We start from the raw sequence: 16,718 nt of genomic DNA on the forward strand, positions 1-16,718 counted from the left end.
TCCGGGGCTGCTCCGCTGACGTCCACCCGGGAAGACTAAGTTCCGCCGGGGACGACGCGCCAGTGGAGGGTTGCGCCTACGGCGTGTCCTCAGAAACGTCCACAAAACGGGGGACGATAGCACACCGACGCACGCGAACCTGAAAGGAACCTGAGATATGTACAGGTGTGGAAACCCTGTGGATAACTCTGCTCAGGCGGCGCGTGCGGTGGCCACCCGGGACCCGCGCGGCGCCGCCGGGCGGCCGGCCACGAGGGTGAGGCGCGCGCGAAGCGGGGCGGCCTCGGCGCGGTGGGCGGGGCGGCGGCGCGTCATGCGCGGAAGGAACACGACGATTCCGACGAGCGCGAGCATCACGCTCACGTTGCACACGACGACGAGGGCGATGAAATACGAGAGCGCGTGCTCGGCCATGACGTTCGACTCCTGGATCGGAGGGCGGGGTGCCCTTGCGTGTCCGCCGTATGGGGGACTGACGGTGTGTCCACGTTATGGAGGACACCGAAGCTGAGGTAAGCACCCAGTTCGGGGGACGGGGCGCCGGCATGGACGGGGCTGGCACCGGCGGATAGGCTCGGTCCCGAGGTGGTTTCGATGACGAAAGAGAACCCTCCGGCGATCGATCCCCGGTACGATCCGGTCTTTCAGCGGGGCTTCGCCGGTGCCGCCGCGCACGCCCGCATCCGTGCCGTGGAGACGCCGAAGGAGGCGCGTCCTCTCGCCGGGCAGCGATCCGAGCCGCCGCGAGCCGCCGGGTTCCGTGCGCCTTCCGAGGAGCGCGTCGACCCGTTCGTCGTGCCTCCCGCAACGGCGGCAGCGCATGATGAGATGCTCGCCGAAGAGGCGGCACCGCAGACGCAGACCGAGTTCCCCGTGGCCGGCAGGATGGTGCTGCGCGGCAACCCATGGGTGGCGACGCTCTGGGTCGTCGGCGTGCTGCTGATCACGGCGGGCTTCTTCGGCACCTGGCGTTCCCAGTCGATTTACGTCGGCGCCACACCCGTCGACGACATGAACGAGATCGTGACCATGGAGGTGCTCGACCTCCTGTCGCCTCCGCTCATGCTGGTCGGGCTGCTGGTTCTCGCCGGGGTGCTGTTCCTGCACGCGATCGCCTGGCGGGCGCGGCGAGCCGAAGATGAAGACGAAGACGAAGACGTCTGAGCGTCAGCGCTGGCAGTTCGGACACCAGTAGGTGTCCCGTTCCTGCAGCTCGTCCCGCCCGAGCCGGCCGGCGAGGATCCGGGTGCCGCAGCGCGGGCACGGCTGTCCGGCGCGGCCGTAGACATAGCTGCGCCGGCCGGGCCGCAGGTCGCCCGTCGTCGAACGCTGCGGGCGGTCCTTGTTCGCCTGCAGCATCCGGTGTGCGAGATCGACCGCCGCCACCGTGTCGACTTCCCCCGCCGGCCGGGTCGGCAGGACTCCGCGCAGGAAGCACAGCTCGTTGGCGAAGACGTTCCCGACCCCGGCCAGGTTCCGCTGATCCAGCATCGCGACGAAGATCGGCACCTCCGGCTGCTCCGTGATGCGGCGGATCGCCTCGACGGCATCCCAATCCGGACCCAGCAGGTCCGGGCCGAGGTGCCCGACGATCGAGTCCTCGTCGGCGGTCGGCAGCACTTCCGTGATGCCGAGGGAGAAGCCCACCGCCTGCCAGGGCGCCGTGGTGAGCACCGCCCGGGCCGTGAAGGCCGGCCGCCGCCAGCGCTCACCCGGCCGGTACAGCTGCCACATGCCCTCCATCTTCAGATGCGTGTGCAGTGTCCAGTCGCCGATGCGGTGCAGCAGGTGCTTGCCGCGGCTCACGACCTCGCGCACCGTCTCGCCAGTGAGGTCCACCGTCGCGTAGCGGGGAACCCGGATGTCGCATCCGGTGAGCGTCTGGCCGGCGAGCGCAGCGTGCTGCTGCCGCGCTTCGCGGTAGATGGTGTCGCCCTCCGGCATCGGCTACTCGTCGCGACCTACCGGCCGACGGCGTACCCCTGCATGCCGCGCGGGTTCGCCGCGGCGCGAAGCCTTCCGTCGGCATCCCGCGACACCGCCGACAGGCGACCGAGGGTCCAGTCGCTGCTGAGCGTCACATCATGGCCGCGCACCAGCAGCTCCGCGAGCAGTTCACCGCCGAGGGACTCCTCGGCGACCACGCCGGCCGGGATGCGCTCCCGCGGCCAGAACGACTCCGGCGCATTGGTCGAGTGGAGGCTCGGCGCGTCGATCGCCTGCTGCAGCTCCAGACCGCCCGCCAACACCCGGAGCAGGAACGGCAGCTGCCACTGATCTTGGCTGTCGCCGCCCGGCGTCCCGACCGAGAGCACCGCGACGCCGGCGCGCTCGACCAGGGTGGGACTCAGCGTGGTGCGCGGCCGCCGTCCGGGCGCGAGGCTCGACGGAAGCCCCTCGTCCAGCCACATCATCTGCAGCCGTGACCCGAGCGCGAACCCGAGCTCCGGGATGTACGGCGACGACTGCAGCCAGCCGCCGGACGGGGTGACCGAGATCATGTTGCCGTGCCGATCGACGATGTCGAGATGGCAGGTGTCGCCCTTGGTGACGCCCGTGCGGGCGACGGTGGGCTCGCCGGTGCCCGGTGCGCTCGCCGTGGCCGACCGTGTGGCGGGAAGCCGCAGCTGCAGCCCATCGATCCGGCCAGGCCGGAGATCGCGGCTGGCGCTCTCGCCGATCAGCGCCCGTCGCTGCGCCGCGTACTCCTCGCGCAGCAGCACGTCGGCCGCCGGCGTGGAGTCGCCGTAATACGCCTCGCGGTCGGCCATCGCGAGCTTCATCGCCTCCAGCATCCGGTGGGCGCCGCCGGGCGTTCCCGGGTCGAGCTCGTCGTCGGCGAAGCCGTCGAGGATGCTGAGCGCCTGGAGGAGCGTGGGCCCCTGCGTCCAGAACCCCGGCTTCAGCACGGTATGCCCGCGGAACGACGTTCGCACCGGCGCCTCCCACGACGCGCGCCAGCCGGCGAGGTCGGACGCACGCAGCACGCCGGGGTGGTCCTCGCCGGAGGAGTCGCGCACCGGCGTCCGCGCGAAGCGGTCGATCTCCTGCGCGATGAACCCCTCGGCCCATTCCCGTCGGACCGCATCGATGCGCTCTTCGCGGCTGTCACCCGTCCCCGCGGCGATCAGGCGGGTGAGGGTCTCGGCCCAGGCCGGCGAGGTGCGGAGCGTTCCCGCCTCGGGCGTGGCCCCGTCGGTCAGCCAGTTCTCCGCCGAGGTGGTCCAGGAATCCAGGAACAGGTTCCGCACCGTGCCGATCGTGCGGGCGATCGGAGGCAACACCGGATAACCGGTGTGCGCGTAGTGCAGAGCGAACTCCGCCACGTCGGCGAGTTCCCACGTTCCATGGTCTTTCAGCAGCAGCAGCCACGCGTCGAACGCACCGGGGACGGTCGCGGCGAGGAGTCCCGCGCCCGGCACCAGGTCCAGGCCGAAGCCGCGGTAGGTGTCGATGGTCGCTTCGGCCGGCGCCGTTCCCTGGCCGCAGAGCACCCGCGATGGTCCGCCGGCAGGCGCGACCATTCCGACGAGATCACCGCCGGGCCCGTTCAGGTGCGGTTCCACCACCTGGAGCACGAGCCCGCACGCCACCGCCGCGTCGAACGCGTTGCCGCCCCGCTCGAGCACTGCCATCGCGCTCTGCGAGGCGAGCCAATGGGTCGACGCCGCCATCCCGAACGACCCGTCGAGGGTCGGGCGGGTGGTGAACGCGGATCGGGTGGCGAACGTCACGAACCAAGACTGACAGAGCAACTGTCCCGGCGTGTCACGCGCGCAGGCGCAGACCCTGCGGAATCGCCGTGAACCCGGCGCTCTGCAACGCGGCGCCGAGGGCGGTGCCGATCACGAATTCGCCGTCTGCCTTCTCGACCCGCATGCGTCCACCGCTGGAGCGGACGGTTGCGGCGAGCGAGCGGGCGGCGGGCTCGAGCGCGTCCGCGTCGCCGAATGTGAGCATCGTCTTCCCGCCCTTTTCGACGTACAGCGTGAGCGCCCCGTCGACCAGCACCACGAGGGCGCCGTTCTTCCGCCCGGGCCGGTGCCCTTCGACCTGCGGCCAGGGGAGCGCCGCCCCGAAGGCGTTCGCCGGGTCGGTCGCGGCGAGCGTCACCACGACCGGCTCCGACCGCTCCTCAGCGTCGCGGGTGAAGGTGCGGAGGCGGTCGACGGTCGGTCCGGTGGCGAACTGCGCGGCGCCCAGCCCGTCGACGAAATAGCCGCGGCGGGCTCGTCCGCTCTCCTCGAACCCGCTCAGCACCCGGTAGACGAGCGCGAAGCCACCCGGCAGACCCTCCGCCTGCACCGCACCGCGGGTGACGATGCCGTACCGCTCGAGCAGCAGCTCGGCGGTGGCGGCGGCGCGGACGGTGGCCTGCTGCTCCGGCTCGGGCAGCAGCGACCACCGGCCGGAGACCGCGGGAGGCCCCGCCTGGGCGGGCATCGCGGGGCGCGCACGTCCGCGGTAGGCACGTGCGCGCGGCAGCCGCGGACGCGTCGTGCCGCCGCCGAGCTGCGCACGCAGCGGCGAGAAGGTGTCGTTCGTGAGACGGCCGCTCCAGACCAGCTCCCAGATCGCCGCGACCAGTTCGGCGTCGTCAGTGCTGCCGACCGCGTTCGACAGCTGACGGAAGAAGAACGCGCCGCCGCCGGCCAGCGCCGCCAGGATCCGGCCCTGCAGTTCGCCCGGCTCCGTGTCGTCCGGCACGGGCAGGGTGAGGTGCGCGGTGTCGGCGAGGTGCAGGCTGACCCAGCCGTCGCCGCCCGGGAGGGGACCCGCTCCCGACCACAGCACCTCGCCGGTGGCGGTGAGCTCGTCCAGCCACGACGGGGTGTAGCCGCTCACCCGTGCGGGAAGGATCAGCGTCTCCCATGCGGACGCCGGAAGGGGCAGGCCGCTCAGCTGGTCGATGGCCTGCACCACGCCGTCGATGCCCTTCAGCTTCGACGTCACGTGCTGCCAGGCGGGCAGGAACCGGGCGAGCGTGTCCTGCGACACCGGCTCGACCTCATGGCGCAGGGCGGCGAGCGACCGGCTCCGAAGCCGCCGCAGCACCTCGGCATCCACCCACTCGCTGCCCGTCGCGCCGGGCCGGAACTCGCCCTCCAGCACACGGCGCTCGCCCGCGAGCCGCCGGAGGGTGTCGAGCACCACGGCCGTGCCGAGGCCCAGCCGCTGCGCCGCCGCCTGCACGGGGAAGGGTCCGTGAGTGCGGGCGTAACGGCCGACGAGGTCGCCGACCGGGTCGGCCACCGGCTCGACGAATGCACTCGGCACCCCGATCGGCAGGGGGACACCGAGCGCGTCGCGCAGGCGACTGGCGTCCTCGATGACCGCCCACCGCTCAACCCCGGCGATACCGGCCCGCAGCACACGGTTGTGCCTGGCGAGGTCATCGAGCAGCTCCTGAGCGGGCTGTTCTACGGCTGCGTCCAGGCGTTCCGCCACCTCGTCGGTGCTCAGCGGGCCGAGGATGCGCAGCAGGTCGACGATGCCCTCCGCCCCGCGGGCCTTCCGGTCGTCGGCGAGGCGCTGCAGCTCCCGCTCGGTCTGCTCGATCACCGCGGCGTCCAGCAGCTCCCGCAGCTCGGCGCGGCCGAGCAGCTCGGCGAGGAGCGTGGAGTCGAGGCTGAGGGCGGCGGCGCGGCGCTCGGCGAGCGGGGAGTCGCCCTCGTACATGAACGCGGCGACGTAGCCGAACAGCAGCGAACGCGCGAACGGCGACGCCTGCTCCGTCTCCGCCTCGACGATGCGGATGCGGCGGCTGGCGATCTCCGCGGCGAGCCCGGTGAGCGACGGCAGGTCGTAGACGTCCTGCAGCACCTCCCGCACCGTCTCCAGGACGATGGGGAAGCTGGGGAACTTGCGCGCCACTTCGAGCAGCTGGGAGGCGCGCTGCCGCTGCTGCCACAGCGGCGAGCGGCGGCCCGGGTCCCGGCGGGGGAGCAGCAGCGCCCGGGCTGCGCACTCCCGGAAGCGGGCGGCGAACAGCGCCGAGCCGCCGACCTCGTCGGTGATGATCTGCTCGAGCTCGCCCTCCTCGAACAGGAACAGCTCCGCCCCGGGCGCCGCGGCATCCGTGTCGGGCAGCCGGACGATGATGCCGTCGTCACCCGCGACGGCCGCGCCGTCGTAGCCGAACTCATCCCGCACCCGCGCGGACACCGCGAGCGCCCAAGGCGCATGCACCTGCATCCCGTACGGCGAATGCAGCACCACACGCCAGTCGCCGAGCTCGTCGCGGAACCGCTCGACCAGGAGCGTCCGGTCGGTCGGCACGTGGGTGGTCGCCTGCTTCTGCGCGTCCAGGAACGCGAGCAGGTTGTTGGCGGCGCGGTCGTCGAGGCCGGTCGCGACGGCGCGCGTGCGGGCGGCCTCCTCGGATGCCCCGGACACCTCCCGCGTGAAGGCGCCGATGGCTCGGCCCAGCTCGGCCGGGCGGCCGATGCCGTCGCCCTTCCAGAACGGCACACGGCCGGGCTGGCCGAAGGCGGGGGAGACCAGCACCCGATCGTGGGTGATGTCCTCGATCTTCCAGCTGGTGGCGCCCAGGGCGAACACGTCCCCGACGCGGGATTCGTAGACCATCTCCTCGTCGAGCTCGCCGACCCGGCGGCTGCCGGCGGCGTGCTCGTCACCGCCGACGAGGAACACCCCGAACAGTCCGCGGTCGGGGATCGTGCCGCCGCTCGTCACGGCGAGCCGCTGGGCGCCGGGGCGGCCGGTGATGGTGCCGGCGACGCGGTCCCACACCAGCCTCGGGCGCAGCTCGGCGAACTCGTCGCTCGGGTAGCGGCCGCTCAGCAGGTCGAGCACGGCGTCGAAGGCGGATCGGGGCAGGGCGGCGAACGGGGCGCTGCGGCGCACCGTGTCGAACCACTCCTCGACATCGGCGCTGCCGAGGGCCACATGCGCGACGGTCTGCTGAGCCAGGACGTCGAGCGGGTTCGCCGGGATGGCGAGCGCCTCGATGAGGCCGGCCCGCATCCGCTCGCTTGCGACGGTGGCGTGGATGAGGTCGGCGCGGTGCTTGGGGTAGATCACCCCGCGGGAGACCTCACCCACCTGGTGGCCGGCGCGGCCCACACGCTGCAGCCCGCTCGCGACGGACGGCGGCGACTCCACCTGCACGACCAGGTCGACGGCACCCATGTCGATACCGAGCTCCAGGGAGGACGTCGCCACCACGCAGCGGAGCCGGCCGCTCTTCAGGTCGTCCTCGATGATGGCTCGCTGGTCCTTGCTCACCGAGCCGTGATGCGCTCGCGCGAGCAGCGGCTCGGCCCCGGACGTCGCGCCGGACTGCGCCATGAGCTGCGCGGGCGGCGACACGGTGAGCAAGCCGGAACCCCCGGTCCCCGAGCCTGTCGAAGGGACCGCACGGGTATCCGGGCCGGACCCTTCGACAAGCTCAGGGTCCGTGGGCACCTCCTCCAACGCCAGCCGGTCCGCGTAGACCTCATTGAGCCGCGCCGTCAGGCGCTCCGCGAGCCGCCGGGAATTCGCGAACACGATCGTCGAGCGATGCTCCAGCACCCGGTCGACGATGCTCTCCTCCACGTGCGGCCAGATCGATCCCTGCGGCTGCTCCCCCGGGATGGTCCCCTCGATGATCGTGGTGCCGAGCTCCGTCATGTCGTCCACCGGCACGACGACGCGCAGGTCGAACCGCTTGCTCGCCTTCGGCGCCACGATGGTGACCGGAGCGCTTCCGGCCAGGAACCGGGCCACCTCCTCGTGCGGGCGCACGGTTGCGGAGAGGCCGATCCGCTGCGTCGGGCGGTCGAGCAGCGCGTCGAGCCGCTCCAGAGACAGCGCGAGATGCGCGCCGCGCTTCGTGGCCGCGACGGCGTGGACCTCGTCGACGATGACCGTCTCCACACCGACCAGGGTCTCCCGCGCCGATGAGGTGAGCATCAGGAAGAGGCTCTCGGGTGTCGTGATGAGGATGTCGGGTGGCTCCCGCTGCAGCTGCCGGCGCTCACCCGAGGGCGTGTCGCCGCTGCGCACCCCGACGGTGATGTGCGGGGCCTCGATGCCGAGCCGCCGCGCGGTCTGGGTGACGCCGACGAGCGGAGAGCGGAGGTTCCGCTCCACGTCGACGCCGAGCGCCTTCAGCGGGGAGATGTAGAGAACACGGGTGCGGTGCATCCGCTCTGCCGGCGGTGATCCGGCAGCGAGGCGGTCGATCGCCCAGAGGAACGCGGCGAGCGTCTTGCCGGATCCGGTCGGCGCGACCACCAGCGCGTTGCCGCCGCCGGAGATCGCCTTCCACGCGCCGAGCTGCGCATCTGTGGCCGCCGCGAAGGCGCCCGAGAACCACTCCCGCGTGGCAGGGCTGAACTTCTCGAGCACCGAGCTCATGCGGCCATTGTTCCCCAAGCCGCTGACATCACGGCCCACCCACGGGCTGGCGTCCGGTCAGTACTGCTCGTGCAGGAAGGCGACGACGTCGCGCAGCTCAGCCTCCGACACGGCGTGGGCGAGCCCCTCGTAGATCCGCTCGTCGAGCGAGGAGTGCTCCGGCAGCCAGGACTGGGTGTACGCCACCGCGTCGCGCGGGATGACGGAGTCCAGCGTGCCGCGTCCCCAGAACACCGGGGGCCGCAGCTCACGAAGCTGCCGGTCGCCGGGCCGATCGCCTGGCAGCACGAAGCCCGCGATCGAGACGACGAACTCGACGAGGTCCGGCGCGGATCGCATCAGCTGCAGGCCCATCGCGCCGCCCTGCGAGAAGCCGAGCACGCCGACTGTGGAGGCGCCCGTGGACCGGATCCACTCGATCAGCGCATCCGTCGCCGCATCCACCGAGTCGGACAGCTCATCGAGGGTGACCTGCCCCGACAGCGGGAACCAGGCGAAGCCCGGTCCCTCCGGCAGCGGTGCGCGCACGGAGGCGAGCACGGGGGAGAGCGGCAGGTACGGCGCGAAGCCGAACAGGTCGCCCTCGTGCGACCCGAAGCCGTGCAGCAGGAGCAGCAGCGGCCGCTCCGACCGCTGTCGTTCCGGCGCCGACCACAGCACCGCGGACGGGTCGATCCTCACCATGCCGCCTCCAATCCGGATGCTGAGCCGGGGCTGCCGCCTGGGATCCGGCGTGGGGCACAACCCGACGTTCCCTCACGGTATCCCCTGATTCCGGGGCGCTTGCTGGGGAGCTGCGCCGCCCGCAGTTCTCGTTCCGTGCATGCGCCGGGTAAGAATGGAGCATGAGCTCCGTAGGCACCCCCGACCCGAACTCCGGCTGGCTGTCGGAGGAGGAGCTCGCGGACGCCCGCCGGCGGCTCCCGCTGCTCTACGTGGAGGCGGTGCCGGTGCGGGTGGACGGGCTCGGCATGGTCACCGAGGTCGGTGTCCTGCTGCGGGTGAACTCCGCCGGTTCGATGACCAGGACGCTCGTCTCCGGCCGCGTGATGTACGGCGAGACGCTGCGCGATGCCCTGTTCCGCCACCTGGAGAAGGACCTCGGGCCTATGGCGTTCCCGCAGCTGCCCGCGTCGCCGGTGCCGTTCTCGGTGGCAGAGTACTTCCCGTTCCCCGGCATCACGCGCTACACCGACGACCGGCAGCACTCCGTCGCGCTCGCCTATGTGGTGCCGGTGACCGGAACCTGCGACCCGCGTCAGGACGCCCTCGAGCTCACCTGGATGACGCCGGAGGAGGCGGCCTCCGACGGCGTCTTCGCCGAGATGGAGGGCGGCCGCGGCTCGCTCCTGCGCGCGGCGCTCGCTTCGGTGGGCGTCCTCTGACCCGACAACTCCTCCGTCCTGTTCCGGGAACGGGAACGATCAGCGCTCGAACCGGGTCCATTCCCCTTCGGAGATGACCTCGACGGAATCGTCGACGACCGTGATGGCGGTCTGCTCGTCGATGGCATAGGCGGGGACCCCGATGCCCGCGGCCCACCGCTCGGCGTGCGCCATGGTGTTCGTCGGGAACGCGTTCAGGTGCGGGAAGATCGAGAAGTCGACGACTCCGAGGGTGCGGTCGTCGGGCGCCGACGGCCACTCGACGAAGTACTCGCCGATGCGCGGAGTCATGACCATGCTTCCGGCGCTCACGCCCACCCAGACCAGTTCGGGCAGCGTCGGCAGCAGCTCGGCCAGCCCGGACTCCCGCATCCAATGGCAGAGGTAGGTCGCGTCGCCGCCGTCGACGAGCAGCACGTCCGCCTCCCGGACCCACGGAACCCAACGCTCCGCTCCGATGGTGGGGAGTGCCGTGAGCTCGAGCACGCCGAGCGATGCCCAGCCGAGACCCGAGAAGTGCTGCGCGTCGGGCCCCGCGGCGAGGAAACCGCGCACCGATTCGGGGCCGCACATCGGGTGCCCCCACTGTGCTGTCGGGACGCAGAGGGCGCGGCACTCGGCGATGGGCTTGCCGAGGAGCTCCACGAGCGCGGCGCGGATGCTCCGGTTCGTGACGCCGCCTGAGGTGAGCAGGAGCTTCAAGAGGCCTCCGGTTGCGGCGGATGGTGCGTGTGCGGAACCGACGCTGCGGTGCGGGATTCAGCGTAGTTCAGCGGACCAGGCGGATCTCCTCGAGGTTCTCCCACGATTCGTAGCTCCGCTCCAGGCCGTCCGGGACGAAGCCGTTGCGGCGGTAGAAGGCGTGCGCGCGGGGATTGCGCTTCGCCATCCACAGCGACGCGGGCGCATCGCCGAGCGCAGCGTCGAGCAGCCGCTGGCCGAGACCGAAGCCATGGTGCTCGGCGAGGAGGTAGAGCGACCAGAGCTCCAGCTCCCGCACCGGCGGCTCATCTCGCGACTTGCCCGAGCTGGAGAAGCCGACGATCCGGCCGTCGGCCGTTGCCACGTGCACGGACTGGCCGTCCGGGAGTGTGGCAAGCGCGTGCGTCCAGCGCTCGGCGGCCTGTTCGGGCGTTCGCCGGTCGAAGAACCCGACGGAAAGCAGGTGCGAGTACGCCTCTCGCCAGCACTGCATGTGCACGGCGCCGATCGCACGCGCGTCGTCGGCTGTCGCGCTCCGCACCGTCAACTCCATCACTCCACGCTACGTGCCCACGCTCGAGTGGCGGACGACGAAGGGCCGCCTCCCTGGGGAGACGGCCCTTCGCTCGTGCTGTTGCTGTGGTGCTGCGGAATGTGCCGCGGTCAGCGACCGCGGCGCTGTCCGCCGGTGCTGTTCGAGCGCACGACGTCGCCCACCCGGAGGCCACGGCTCGCACCCTGCTCGGATGACGCGCGACGCGGCCCGCGCTTCGCACGAGGCTCGGCGGCCGGCGCGCTGACCGGTGCCGCGTTCGAGACCGCCGGGCGGCCGGAGCGGTCACGGCGGGGCGCGGCCGATCGCTGTCCGGAGTTCGCGACAGCCCCCTCGCGGACGGCGCGCTTGCGCTGAGCGTTGGCACCCTGCGAGCGTCCGCCGCCGCCCTGCGGGCGGCTCCCGTTGCCGGCAACCGCAGCGCGCGGCGACGGCTTCACGTACTCCGCGACGGTGCCGACGAGCTTCGCCACGGCATCCGAATCCGCGGTGACCCGCTGCGGGGTCACCGTGATGGCGGCCTTCCGCAGCAGCGCCGCGGTGTCCTTCTCCTGCGCAGGCAGCACGATGGTGACGACGTCGCCCTCGCTGCCGGCACGCGCGGTGCGGCCGGAACGGTGGAGGTACGCCTTGTGCTCGGCCGGCGGGTCGACGTGGATGACGAGCTCGACGTTGTCGACGTGCACGCCGCGGGCGGCGACGTCGGTCGCGACGAGCACCTTCGCCTCACCGGCCGCGAAGGCCGCGAGGTTCCGGTCGCGCTGCGGCTGCGACAGGTTGCCGTGCAGGTCGACCGACGGGATGCCCGAATCGGTCAGCTGCTTCGCGAGCTTCTTGGCGTGGTGCTTGGTGCGCATGAAGAGGATGCGGCGGCCGGTGCCCGAGGCGAGCTTGGTCACGAGCGCCTTCTTCGCCTCCACGTCGGAGACGTGCAGCACGTGGTGGGTCATGGCGGCGACGTGGCTGGTGGCCTCGTCGACCGAGTGCAGCACCTCGTTCTTGAGGTACTTCTTCACCAGCTTGTCCACGCCGTTGTCCAGCGTGGCGCTGAACAGCAGACGCTGCCCGCCGGCCGGGGTCTTGTCCATGATGCGGGTGACGACGGGCAGGAAGCCGAGATCGGCCATGTGGTCCGCCTCGTCGAGCACGGTGATCTCCACCGCGTCGAGCGTCACGAAGCGCTGGTTCATGAGGTCCTCGAGGCGGCCGGGGCAGGCCACGACGATGTCGACGCCGGCCTTCAGGTCGGCGACCTGACGGTTCTGGCTGATCCCGCCGAAGATCGTGGTGATCTTCATGCCGTACGCGGCGGCGAGCGGCTCGATCACCGCGGCGATCTGGGTGGCGAGCTCGCGGGTCGGGGCGAGCACGAGCCCGAGCGGACGACCGGCGCGGCGGTTGCCGCCGGCCAGCTTGCCGCCGAGCCGGGCGACCATCGGGATCGCGAAGGCGAGGGTCTTGCCGGAGCCGGTCTTGCCGCGGCCGAGCACGTCGCGCCCGCCGAGGGTGTCGGGCAGCGTGTCGACCTGGATGGGAAACGCCTCGGTCTTGCCGTCCGCGGCGAGCGCGGCGACGATCGGGGCGGGCACGCCGAGCGTGCTGAAAGTGGGAGTACTCAAAGTGGTGCCTTTCGGGCATCGGGCTCTTCCGGGACCGCAGGGCGGTGCACCGGATTCCGGGAGCCATGGCGAAGGTGCCGATCGGCACATCCGTTCGCCGTGAGAAGAATGTCAGCCGGGCGGAGCCTTCGAGACTGGGCCTTCGAAGATCTGCGGCGAGGGAAGCGTTCTACGACGCGAGAAGCGCGTCAACGCGCTGCAAGTGGCTCAACTCTATCATTTCGGCCCGAACCGCCGACTGACCCCGTTCAGGCGCCACCCGCGCCACTGCCAGAACGCCCACAGCGCCGGCCACGCCAGCGCCGCGAGCGGTCCCTTCAGCTCCAGCCGGTCGCGGTACAGCGCGCGGCCGCCGGGCGCCGCCGACACCGCGAGACGGTGCCGCCACCCGCGGACGAACAGCGCGAGCGGACCGGTCCTCGGCCCACCGGCATCCGTCATCACGCGCACACCGTCGTCCCGTTCCGCGTAGGAGATGCGGATGAGGCTGACGCCCATGGGCAGCACGCCGAGGGCGCTCATCCGCACCGAGAAGTCGCCCTCCGGCCAGCGAGCCGGGAACGGGCGGTCGCCGTCCGGCGTCACCCGCACCAGCGGCGCCGACACCCGGACGAGTCCCTCCGGGGACCGGATCGCGTCCCAGAGGTCGTCGGGGGAGCAGTCCACCGTCTTTCGCAGTCCCAGGTGCATCAGGCCAGTCTGCACCGCTCGGCTACTGTCGGAGCGTGGAATCCGCATTCACTCAGAGCGCGTACCAGGTCCGCTTCGACTGGGAGGCCCAGGGCGCCGCCGCCATCACCGACGGGGTGGATGTCGTCGTGGTGGTGGACGTGCTGTCATTCGGCACGGCGGTGGACTGTGCGCTCGCCGCGGGCGTCGAGGTGTTCCCGTACTCCGGCGATGATGCGGCCGGGTATGCGGCGTCGCGCGACGCGGTGCTCGCACCACAGCTCCACTCACGCGACGAACCGAGCCTGTCGGCGGCGGGGTTCACCGGCGAGCACGCGGGCAAGCGCATCGTGCTGCCGTCACCGAACGGGTCTCGGCTGTGCTTCGAGCTGGCGGGCGGGCGTGCGGAGGTCGTCGTCGCCTCGCTCCGCAACCGCCGCGCCATCGCGGAGTGGGTGCTCGAGCGGCAGGCCGACAAGGGCGGGCGGTTCCGGGTCGCGGTCGTCGCCGCTGGCGAGCGCTGGCCGGACGGGGCTCCGCGCTTCGCGGTCGAGGACCTGCTCGGCGCGGGGGCGGTCATCGAGTCGCTCATCGACGTCGGCCTCGACCACTGCTCACCGGAGGCGGCGGCCGCCGGTGCCGCATTCGCCGGGATGAAGCAGGCCGTCCGGCATCTGCTGAAGGCATCCGGCAGCGGGCGGGAACTCGTCGAGGCGGGATGCGCCGACGACGTCGCGCTCGCGACCGAGCTGGACGTCTCCTCCCAGGTTCCGGTGCTCCGGGAATGGAGGTTCCGGCCGTAGCGTTCCCCTCCCTGTGCGCCCCCGACCGGGCGCACGTTCACCAAGCGAGGAGAACCACCCCATGAAGGCAGTGCTGAACGGAACCGTGCTGGCCGAGGCCCCCACCGAGGACCTCATCAAGATCGAGGGCAACTGGTACTTCCCGCCGGAGAGCGTGAAGGCCGAGCTGCTCCAGACGAGCCCGACCCCGTACACCTGCCCGTGGAAGGGCGACTGCCAGTACTTCAGCGTTCAGGATGGCGAGGTCGTTCTGCAGGACCGCGCGTGGACGTACCCGGAGATCCTCCCGGGCGCTGTGACCCGCGTCGGCAAGGACTTCAGCAACTACGTGGCCTTCTGGAAGGAAGTCCGGGTCACCGACTGACCATCGCGGTCCGTGAGCCGGCCGAATGGCTCAGCGGCCGATCGGACTACGCGGCGCGCTTCACCCAGGTGATCCGATTCGCCGCGTCGAACCGGGGAGCGCACGTTCCGCACGCGAGCGGCCGCGCGGGCTGCCGGTAGCGGTAGTGCGTGTGCCCGCGCGGGCAGGTGCCGACCCACGGGGCCAGCTCGACGGCGGTCGGCCCGTCGTGAGTGCGCTTGCCGATGTAGCCGAGGTCCTTCGCGACCTTGCGCCAGACCGGTCCATGGCCCGCACGCGGGCCGGCCAGCGCGTGCGCCACCTCATGCAGCAGCACCTGGTGGATGTCGTCGTCATCGAACCGCTGTGCCAGATGCCGGGAGACGGTGATCCGCTTGCGGCTGAAGTTGCACAGACCGGCTCGGGTCTTCGCCGAGTCGAAGCCGAACGACCATTCGTTCGGGTCCAGATGCACCCGGATGAGCGCTTCCGCCCACTTCCGAACGCGATCCAGATCTGCCACGCGTCGAGATTAACCCGACCGGCCGTCGCGGCCCGGGATCCCGCACGCAAGTGCTGAAGTGTCCCCGGAAGGCTGCTGTGAGCGACGAGGCGCCTCCGCGGGTGTTCCCGGCAAGCCTGTGAAGCCGGGGTGCGACACCGCTGAATCCGGTGGGAGTCCCGGCTCTTCCGGCGGATCGGCTTGCAGTCCCCGCCTGTCACCCGGAATCGTGGCCGCTTCCCGACGAAAGGACGCAACGTGCTCACTCTGACCGAAACCGCCAGCACCGTCGTGAAGACCATCGTGACGCAGAACACCGGCACCGACACCGGCGGGCTGCGCATCCACGGGACCGACTCGGATGCGGCGACGTTCGAGGTCGCCCTCGCCGGAGGCCCGGAGCCCGCCGACGCCGTTGTGGAGCGTGATGGCGCCCGGGTGTTCCTCGAGCCGGTCGCGGCGGCGGCGCTGGACGACCGCGAGCTCGACGCCCAGGTGGGCGAGGACGGCTCGATCCAGTTCGCGATCAACCCGCAGGGATGATCGATCCGGAGGGGTAGGGGCTCCGGTGCCCCGATCCGGTCGCGTCGCACTCAGCGAGCCGACCGGATCGGGCCCGGGTCAGCTCCCGTCCCGCGGAACGAGGGCGACCCGGAGCAGGCGGTCGTTGCCGGTGTCGTTGGTGAGGAACCAGAGCGAGCCGTCGGGCGCGATCACGACGTCGCGGATGCGGCCGTACTCCCCGACGAACCACTCGTCCGCCTGCGGGTCCCCGTCTGCCGAGTCGATGGTCCAGATGCGCTGCCCGCGCAGCGACGCCACGAACAGGGTGCCCTCGCTCCACGCCAGGCCGCTGGGGCTCGCCTCATCCGGCGACCACTGGAACACGGGGTCGACGAACTCGCCGCCGCCGCCGCGGCCCTCGACCACCGGCCAGCCGTAGTTCTGCCCCGGCTCGATGAGGTTCAGCTCGTCCCAGGTGTTCTGGCCGAACTCGGTCGCCCAGAGCCGGCCGGCGTCGTCCCACGCGATCCCCTGCGGGTTGCGATGCCCGTATGACCACACCGGGGAGCCGACGAACGGGTTGTCCGCGGGAACGTCCCCCTCCGGCGTGATGCGGAGGATCTTGCCCGCGAGCGCCTCGGGGTCCTGCGCCAGGTCCCGCAGCTGCGCGTCGCCGACCGTGACGTACAGCATCCCATCCGGGCCGAACTTGATCCGTCCGCCGTTGTGCGTCCCTGCCGCCGCGAGGCCGGTGAGCAGCTCTTCCGGCTCGCCGAGGCCCAACGATCCTGGATCGCCGGTGAGCGGCATCCGCACCACCCGGTTGTCGGGGCCGCTCGTGAAGTACGCGTAGAGCCAGGCGTCGGCGTCACCGGGTTCGCCGAGCAGGGCGATGCCGAGCAGGCCGCCCTCGCCGCCCGGTGCGACGCCGGGAACGCGTCCCGCTTCCCGCACCTCGCCGTCGGCAGTCAGCTCGACCACCCGGGCGCTGTTGCGCTCGCTGATCAGAGCGCCGCCGTCGTCCAGCGGGATCACCGACCAGGGGATCGAGAGCCCCTCGGCCAGCACGTCCACGTTCCCGGTCGGCTCCACGCCGGGGTTCGGCTCCTCCGCCGGTGTGGGCGTCTGCGTGTCGGTGGGCGACGGGCCGGCGGTGCGGGTCGCGGACGGTGCCGGCTCGGCGGACCCGGTGCATCCGGATGCGGCCAGCGCGACGACGGCCGCCCCTGCCAGCAGCGCCCGCCGACCGAGTCTCATGGGCCCAGCAAACACGA

General features: G+C 71.7%; 16 protein-coding genes. 5 read left to right on the forward strand and 11 right to left on the reverse strand.

From position 1 onward, the window contains the following. Positions 1-192 precede the first annotated feature (192 nt). Entirely contained in the window at positions 193-414 is a 222-nt protein-coding gene (locus ACFFGH_RS22725) for a hypothetical protein (RefSeq protein WP_386672600.1), read from the reverse strand. Positions 415-594: 180 nt separating this feature from the next. Between ACFFGH_RS22725 and ACFFGH_RS22730 the strand changes: the two genes are divergently transcribed. Beyond that, positions 595-1,164, forward strand: coding sequence for a hypothetical protein (locus tag ACFFGH_RS22730; RefSeq protein WP_386672601.1), 570 nt, complete (start codon positions 595-597; stop codon positions 1,162-1,164). 3 nt (positions 1,165-1,167) lie between these two features. Here ACFFGH_RS22730 and ACFFGH_RS22735 read toward each other — a convergent pair whose 3' ends face one another. From ACFFGH_RS22735 to ACFFGH_RS22750, 4 genes are read right to left on the reverse strand one after another with little or no spacing between them, the layout of a single operon-like run. Further along, entirely contained in the window at positions 1,168-1,944 is a 777-nt protein-coding gene (locus ACFFGH_RS22735) for a DNA-formamidopyrimidine glycosylase family protein (protein WP_386672603.1), read from the reverse strand. A 17-nt stretch (positions 1,945-1,961) separates the two neighbouring features. Continuing rightward, positions 1,962-3,734, reverse strand: coding sequence for a gamma-glutamyltransferase family protein (locus ACFFGH_RS22740; protein ID WP_386672605.1), 1,773 nt, complete (start codon positions 3,732-3,734; stop codon positions 1,962-1,964). A gap of 34 nt (positions 3,735-3,768) precedes the next feature. Next, positions 3,769-8,364, reverse strand: a complete 4,596-nt coding sequence (locus tag ACFFGH_RS22745; protein WP_386672607.1) for an ATP-dependent helicase — start codon at positions 8,362-8,364, stop codon at positions 3,769-3,771. Positions 8,365-8,421: 57 nt separating this feature from the next. Next, positions 8,422-9,048: an alpha/beta hydrolase gene (locus ACFFGH_RS22750; RefSeq protein ID WP_386672609.1), complete on the reverse strand. Its 627-nt coding sequence runs from the start codon at positions 9,046-9,048 to the stop codon at positions 8,422-8,424. Between the two features lie 161 nt (positions 9,049-9,209). Between ACFFGH_RS22750 and ACFFGH_RS22755 the strand changes: the two genes are divergently transcribed. Continuing rightward, positions 9,210-9,749, forward strand: a complete 540-nt coding sequence (locus ACFFGH_RS22755; RefSeq protein WP_386672611.1) for an NUDIX hydrolase family protein — start codon at positions 9,210-9,212, stop codon at positions 9,747-9,749. A 39-nt stretch (positions 9,750-9,788) separates the two neighbouring features. Here the strand turns inward: ACFFGH_RS22755 and ACFFGH_RS22760 are convergent, their stop codons facing one another. The 4 genes from ACFFGH_RS22760 to ACFFGH_RS22775 all read right to left on the reverse strand — a co-directional run bounded on the left by ACFFGH_RS22760 (position 9,789) and on the right by ACFFGH_RS22775 (position 13,313). Next, on the reverse strand, positions 9,789-10,451 hold the full coding sequence (locus tag ACFFGH_RS22760; protein ID WP_386672613.1) for a Type 1 glutamine amidotransferase-like domain-containing protein: 663 nt from the start codon (positions 10,449-10,451) through the stop codon (positions 9,789-9,791). Positions 10,452-10,518: 67 nt separating this feature from the next. Beyond that, positions 10,519-11,004 carry a GNAT family N-acetyltransferase gene (locus ACFFGH_RS22765; RefSeq protein WP_386672615.1) on the reverse strand — a complete coding sequence of 162 codons (486 nt, stop codon included), beginning with the start codon at positions 11,002-11,004 and terminating at the stop codon, positions 10,519-10,521. A gap of 110 nt (positions 11,005-11,114) precedes the next feature. Further along, positions 11,115-12,623, reverse strand: a complete 1,509-nt coding sequence (locus tag ACFFGH_RS22770) for a DEAD/DEAH box helicase (protein WP_386672617.1) — start codon at positions 12,621-12,623, stop codon at positions 11,115-11,117. A gap of 216 nt (positions 12,624-12,839) precedes the next feature. Next, positions 12,840-13,313, reverse strand: coding sequence for a hypothetical protein (locus ACFFGH_RS22775; RefSeq protein WP_386672619.1), 474 nt, complete (start codon positions 13,311-13,313; stop codon positions 12,840-12,842). 35 nt (positions 13,314-13,348) lie between these two features. Here ACFFGH_RS22775 and ACFFGH_RS22780 point away from each other — a divergent pair, with 35 nt between their 5' ends. Both ACFFGH_RS22780 and ACFFGH_RS22785 read left to right on the forward strand, forming a co-directional pair. Beyond that, positions 13,349-14,095 carry a 2-phosphosulfolactate phosphatase gene (locus tag ACFFGH_RS22780; RefSeq protein WP_386672621.1) on the forward strand — a complete coding sequence of 249 codons (747 nt, stop codon included), beginning with the start codon at positions 13,349-13,351 and terminating at the stop codon, positions 14,093-14,095. A 61-nt stretch (positions 14,096-14,156) separates the two neighbouring features. Beyond that, positions 14,157-14,459, forward strand: coding sequence for a DUF427 domain-containing protein (locus ACFFGH_RS22785; protein WP_386672623.1), 303 nt, complete (start codon positions 14,157-14,159; stop codon positions 14,457-14,459). A gap of 46 nt (positions 14,460-14,505) precedes the next feature. Here the strand turns inward: ACFFGH_RS22785 and ACFFGH_RS22790 are convergent, their stop codons facing one another. Continuing rightward, a complete protein-coding gene (locus tag ACFFGH_RS22790) occupies positions 14,506-14,961 on the reverse strand; it encodes a SprT-like domain-containing protein (protein ID WP_386672625.1) in 456 nt (151 codons plus the stop codon). Between the two features lie 237 nt (positions 14,962-15,198). Here ACFFGH_RS22790 and ACFFGH_RS22795 point away from each other — a divergent pair, with 237 nt between their 5' ends. After that, positions 15,199-15,483 carry a hypothetical protein gene (locus ACFFGH_RS22795; RefSeq protein WP_386672627.1) on the forward strand — a complete coding sequence of 95 codons (285 nt, stop codon included), beginning with the start codon at positions 15,199-15,201 and terminating at the stop codon, positions 15,481-15,483. A 78-nt stretch (positions 15,484-15,561) separates the two neighbouring features. Here ACFFGH_RS22795 and ACFFGH_RS22800 read toward each other — a convergent pair whose 3' ends face one another. Beyond that, entirely contained in the window at positions 15,562-16,701 is a 1,140-nt protein-coding gene (locus tag ACFFGH_RS22800) for a PQQ-dependent sugar dehydrogenase (RefSeq protein ID WP_386672629.1), read from the reverse strand. Positions 16,702-16,718: the final 17 nt, after the last annotated feature.

It is taken from the genome of Lysobacter korlensis (assembly GCF_042434515.1).

Coding starts and splice junctions, on each gene's coding strand:
- ACFFGH_RS22745 (WP_386672607.1), bottom strand. CDS start 8,364: ATGAGCTCGGTGCTCGAGAAGTTCAGCCCTGCCACGCGGGAGTGGTTC.
- ACFFGH_RS22730 (WP_386672601.1), top strand. CDS start 595: ATGACGAAAGAGAACCCTCCGGCGATCGATCCCCGGTACGATCCGGTC.
- ACFFGH_RS22755 (WP_386672611.1), top strand. CDS start 9,210: ATGAGCTCCGTAGGCACCCCCGACCCGAACTCCGGCTGGCTGTCGGAG.
- ACFFGH_RS22785 (WP_386672623.1), top strand. CDS start 14,157: ATGAAGGCAGTGCTGAACGGAACCGTGCTGGCCGAGGCCCCCACCGAG.
- ACFFGH_RS22775 (WP_386672619.1), bottom strand. CDS start 13,313: ATGCACCTGGGACTGCGAAAGACGGTGGACTGCTCCCCCGACGACCTC.
- ACFFGH_RS22800 (WP_386672629.1), bottom strand. CDS start 16,701: ATGAGACTCGGTCGGCGGGCGCTGCTGGCAGGGGCGGCCGTCGTCGCG.
- ACFFGH_RS22735 (WP_386672603.1), bottom strand. CDS start 1,944: ATGCCGGAGGGCGACACCATCTACCGCGAAGCGCGGCAGCAGCACGCT.
- ACFFGH_RS22750 (WP_386672609.1), bottom strand. CDS start 9,048: ATGGTGAGGATCGACCCGTCCGCGGTGCTGTGGTCGGCGCCGGAACGA.
- ACFFGH_RS22725 (WP_386672600.1), bottom strand. CDS start 414: ATGGCCGAGCACGCGCTCTCGTATTTCATCGCCCTCGTCGTCGTGTGC.
- ACFFGH_RS22765 (WP_386672615.1), bottom strand. CDS start 11,004: ATGGAGTTGACGGTGCGGAGCGCGACAGCCGACGACGCGCGTGCGATC.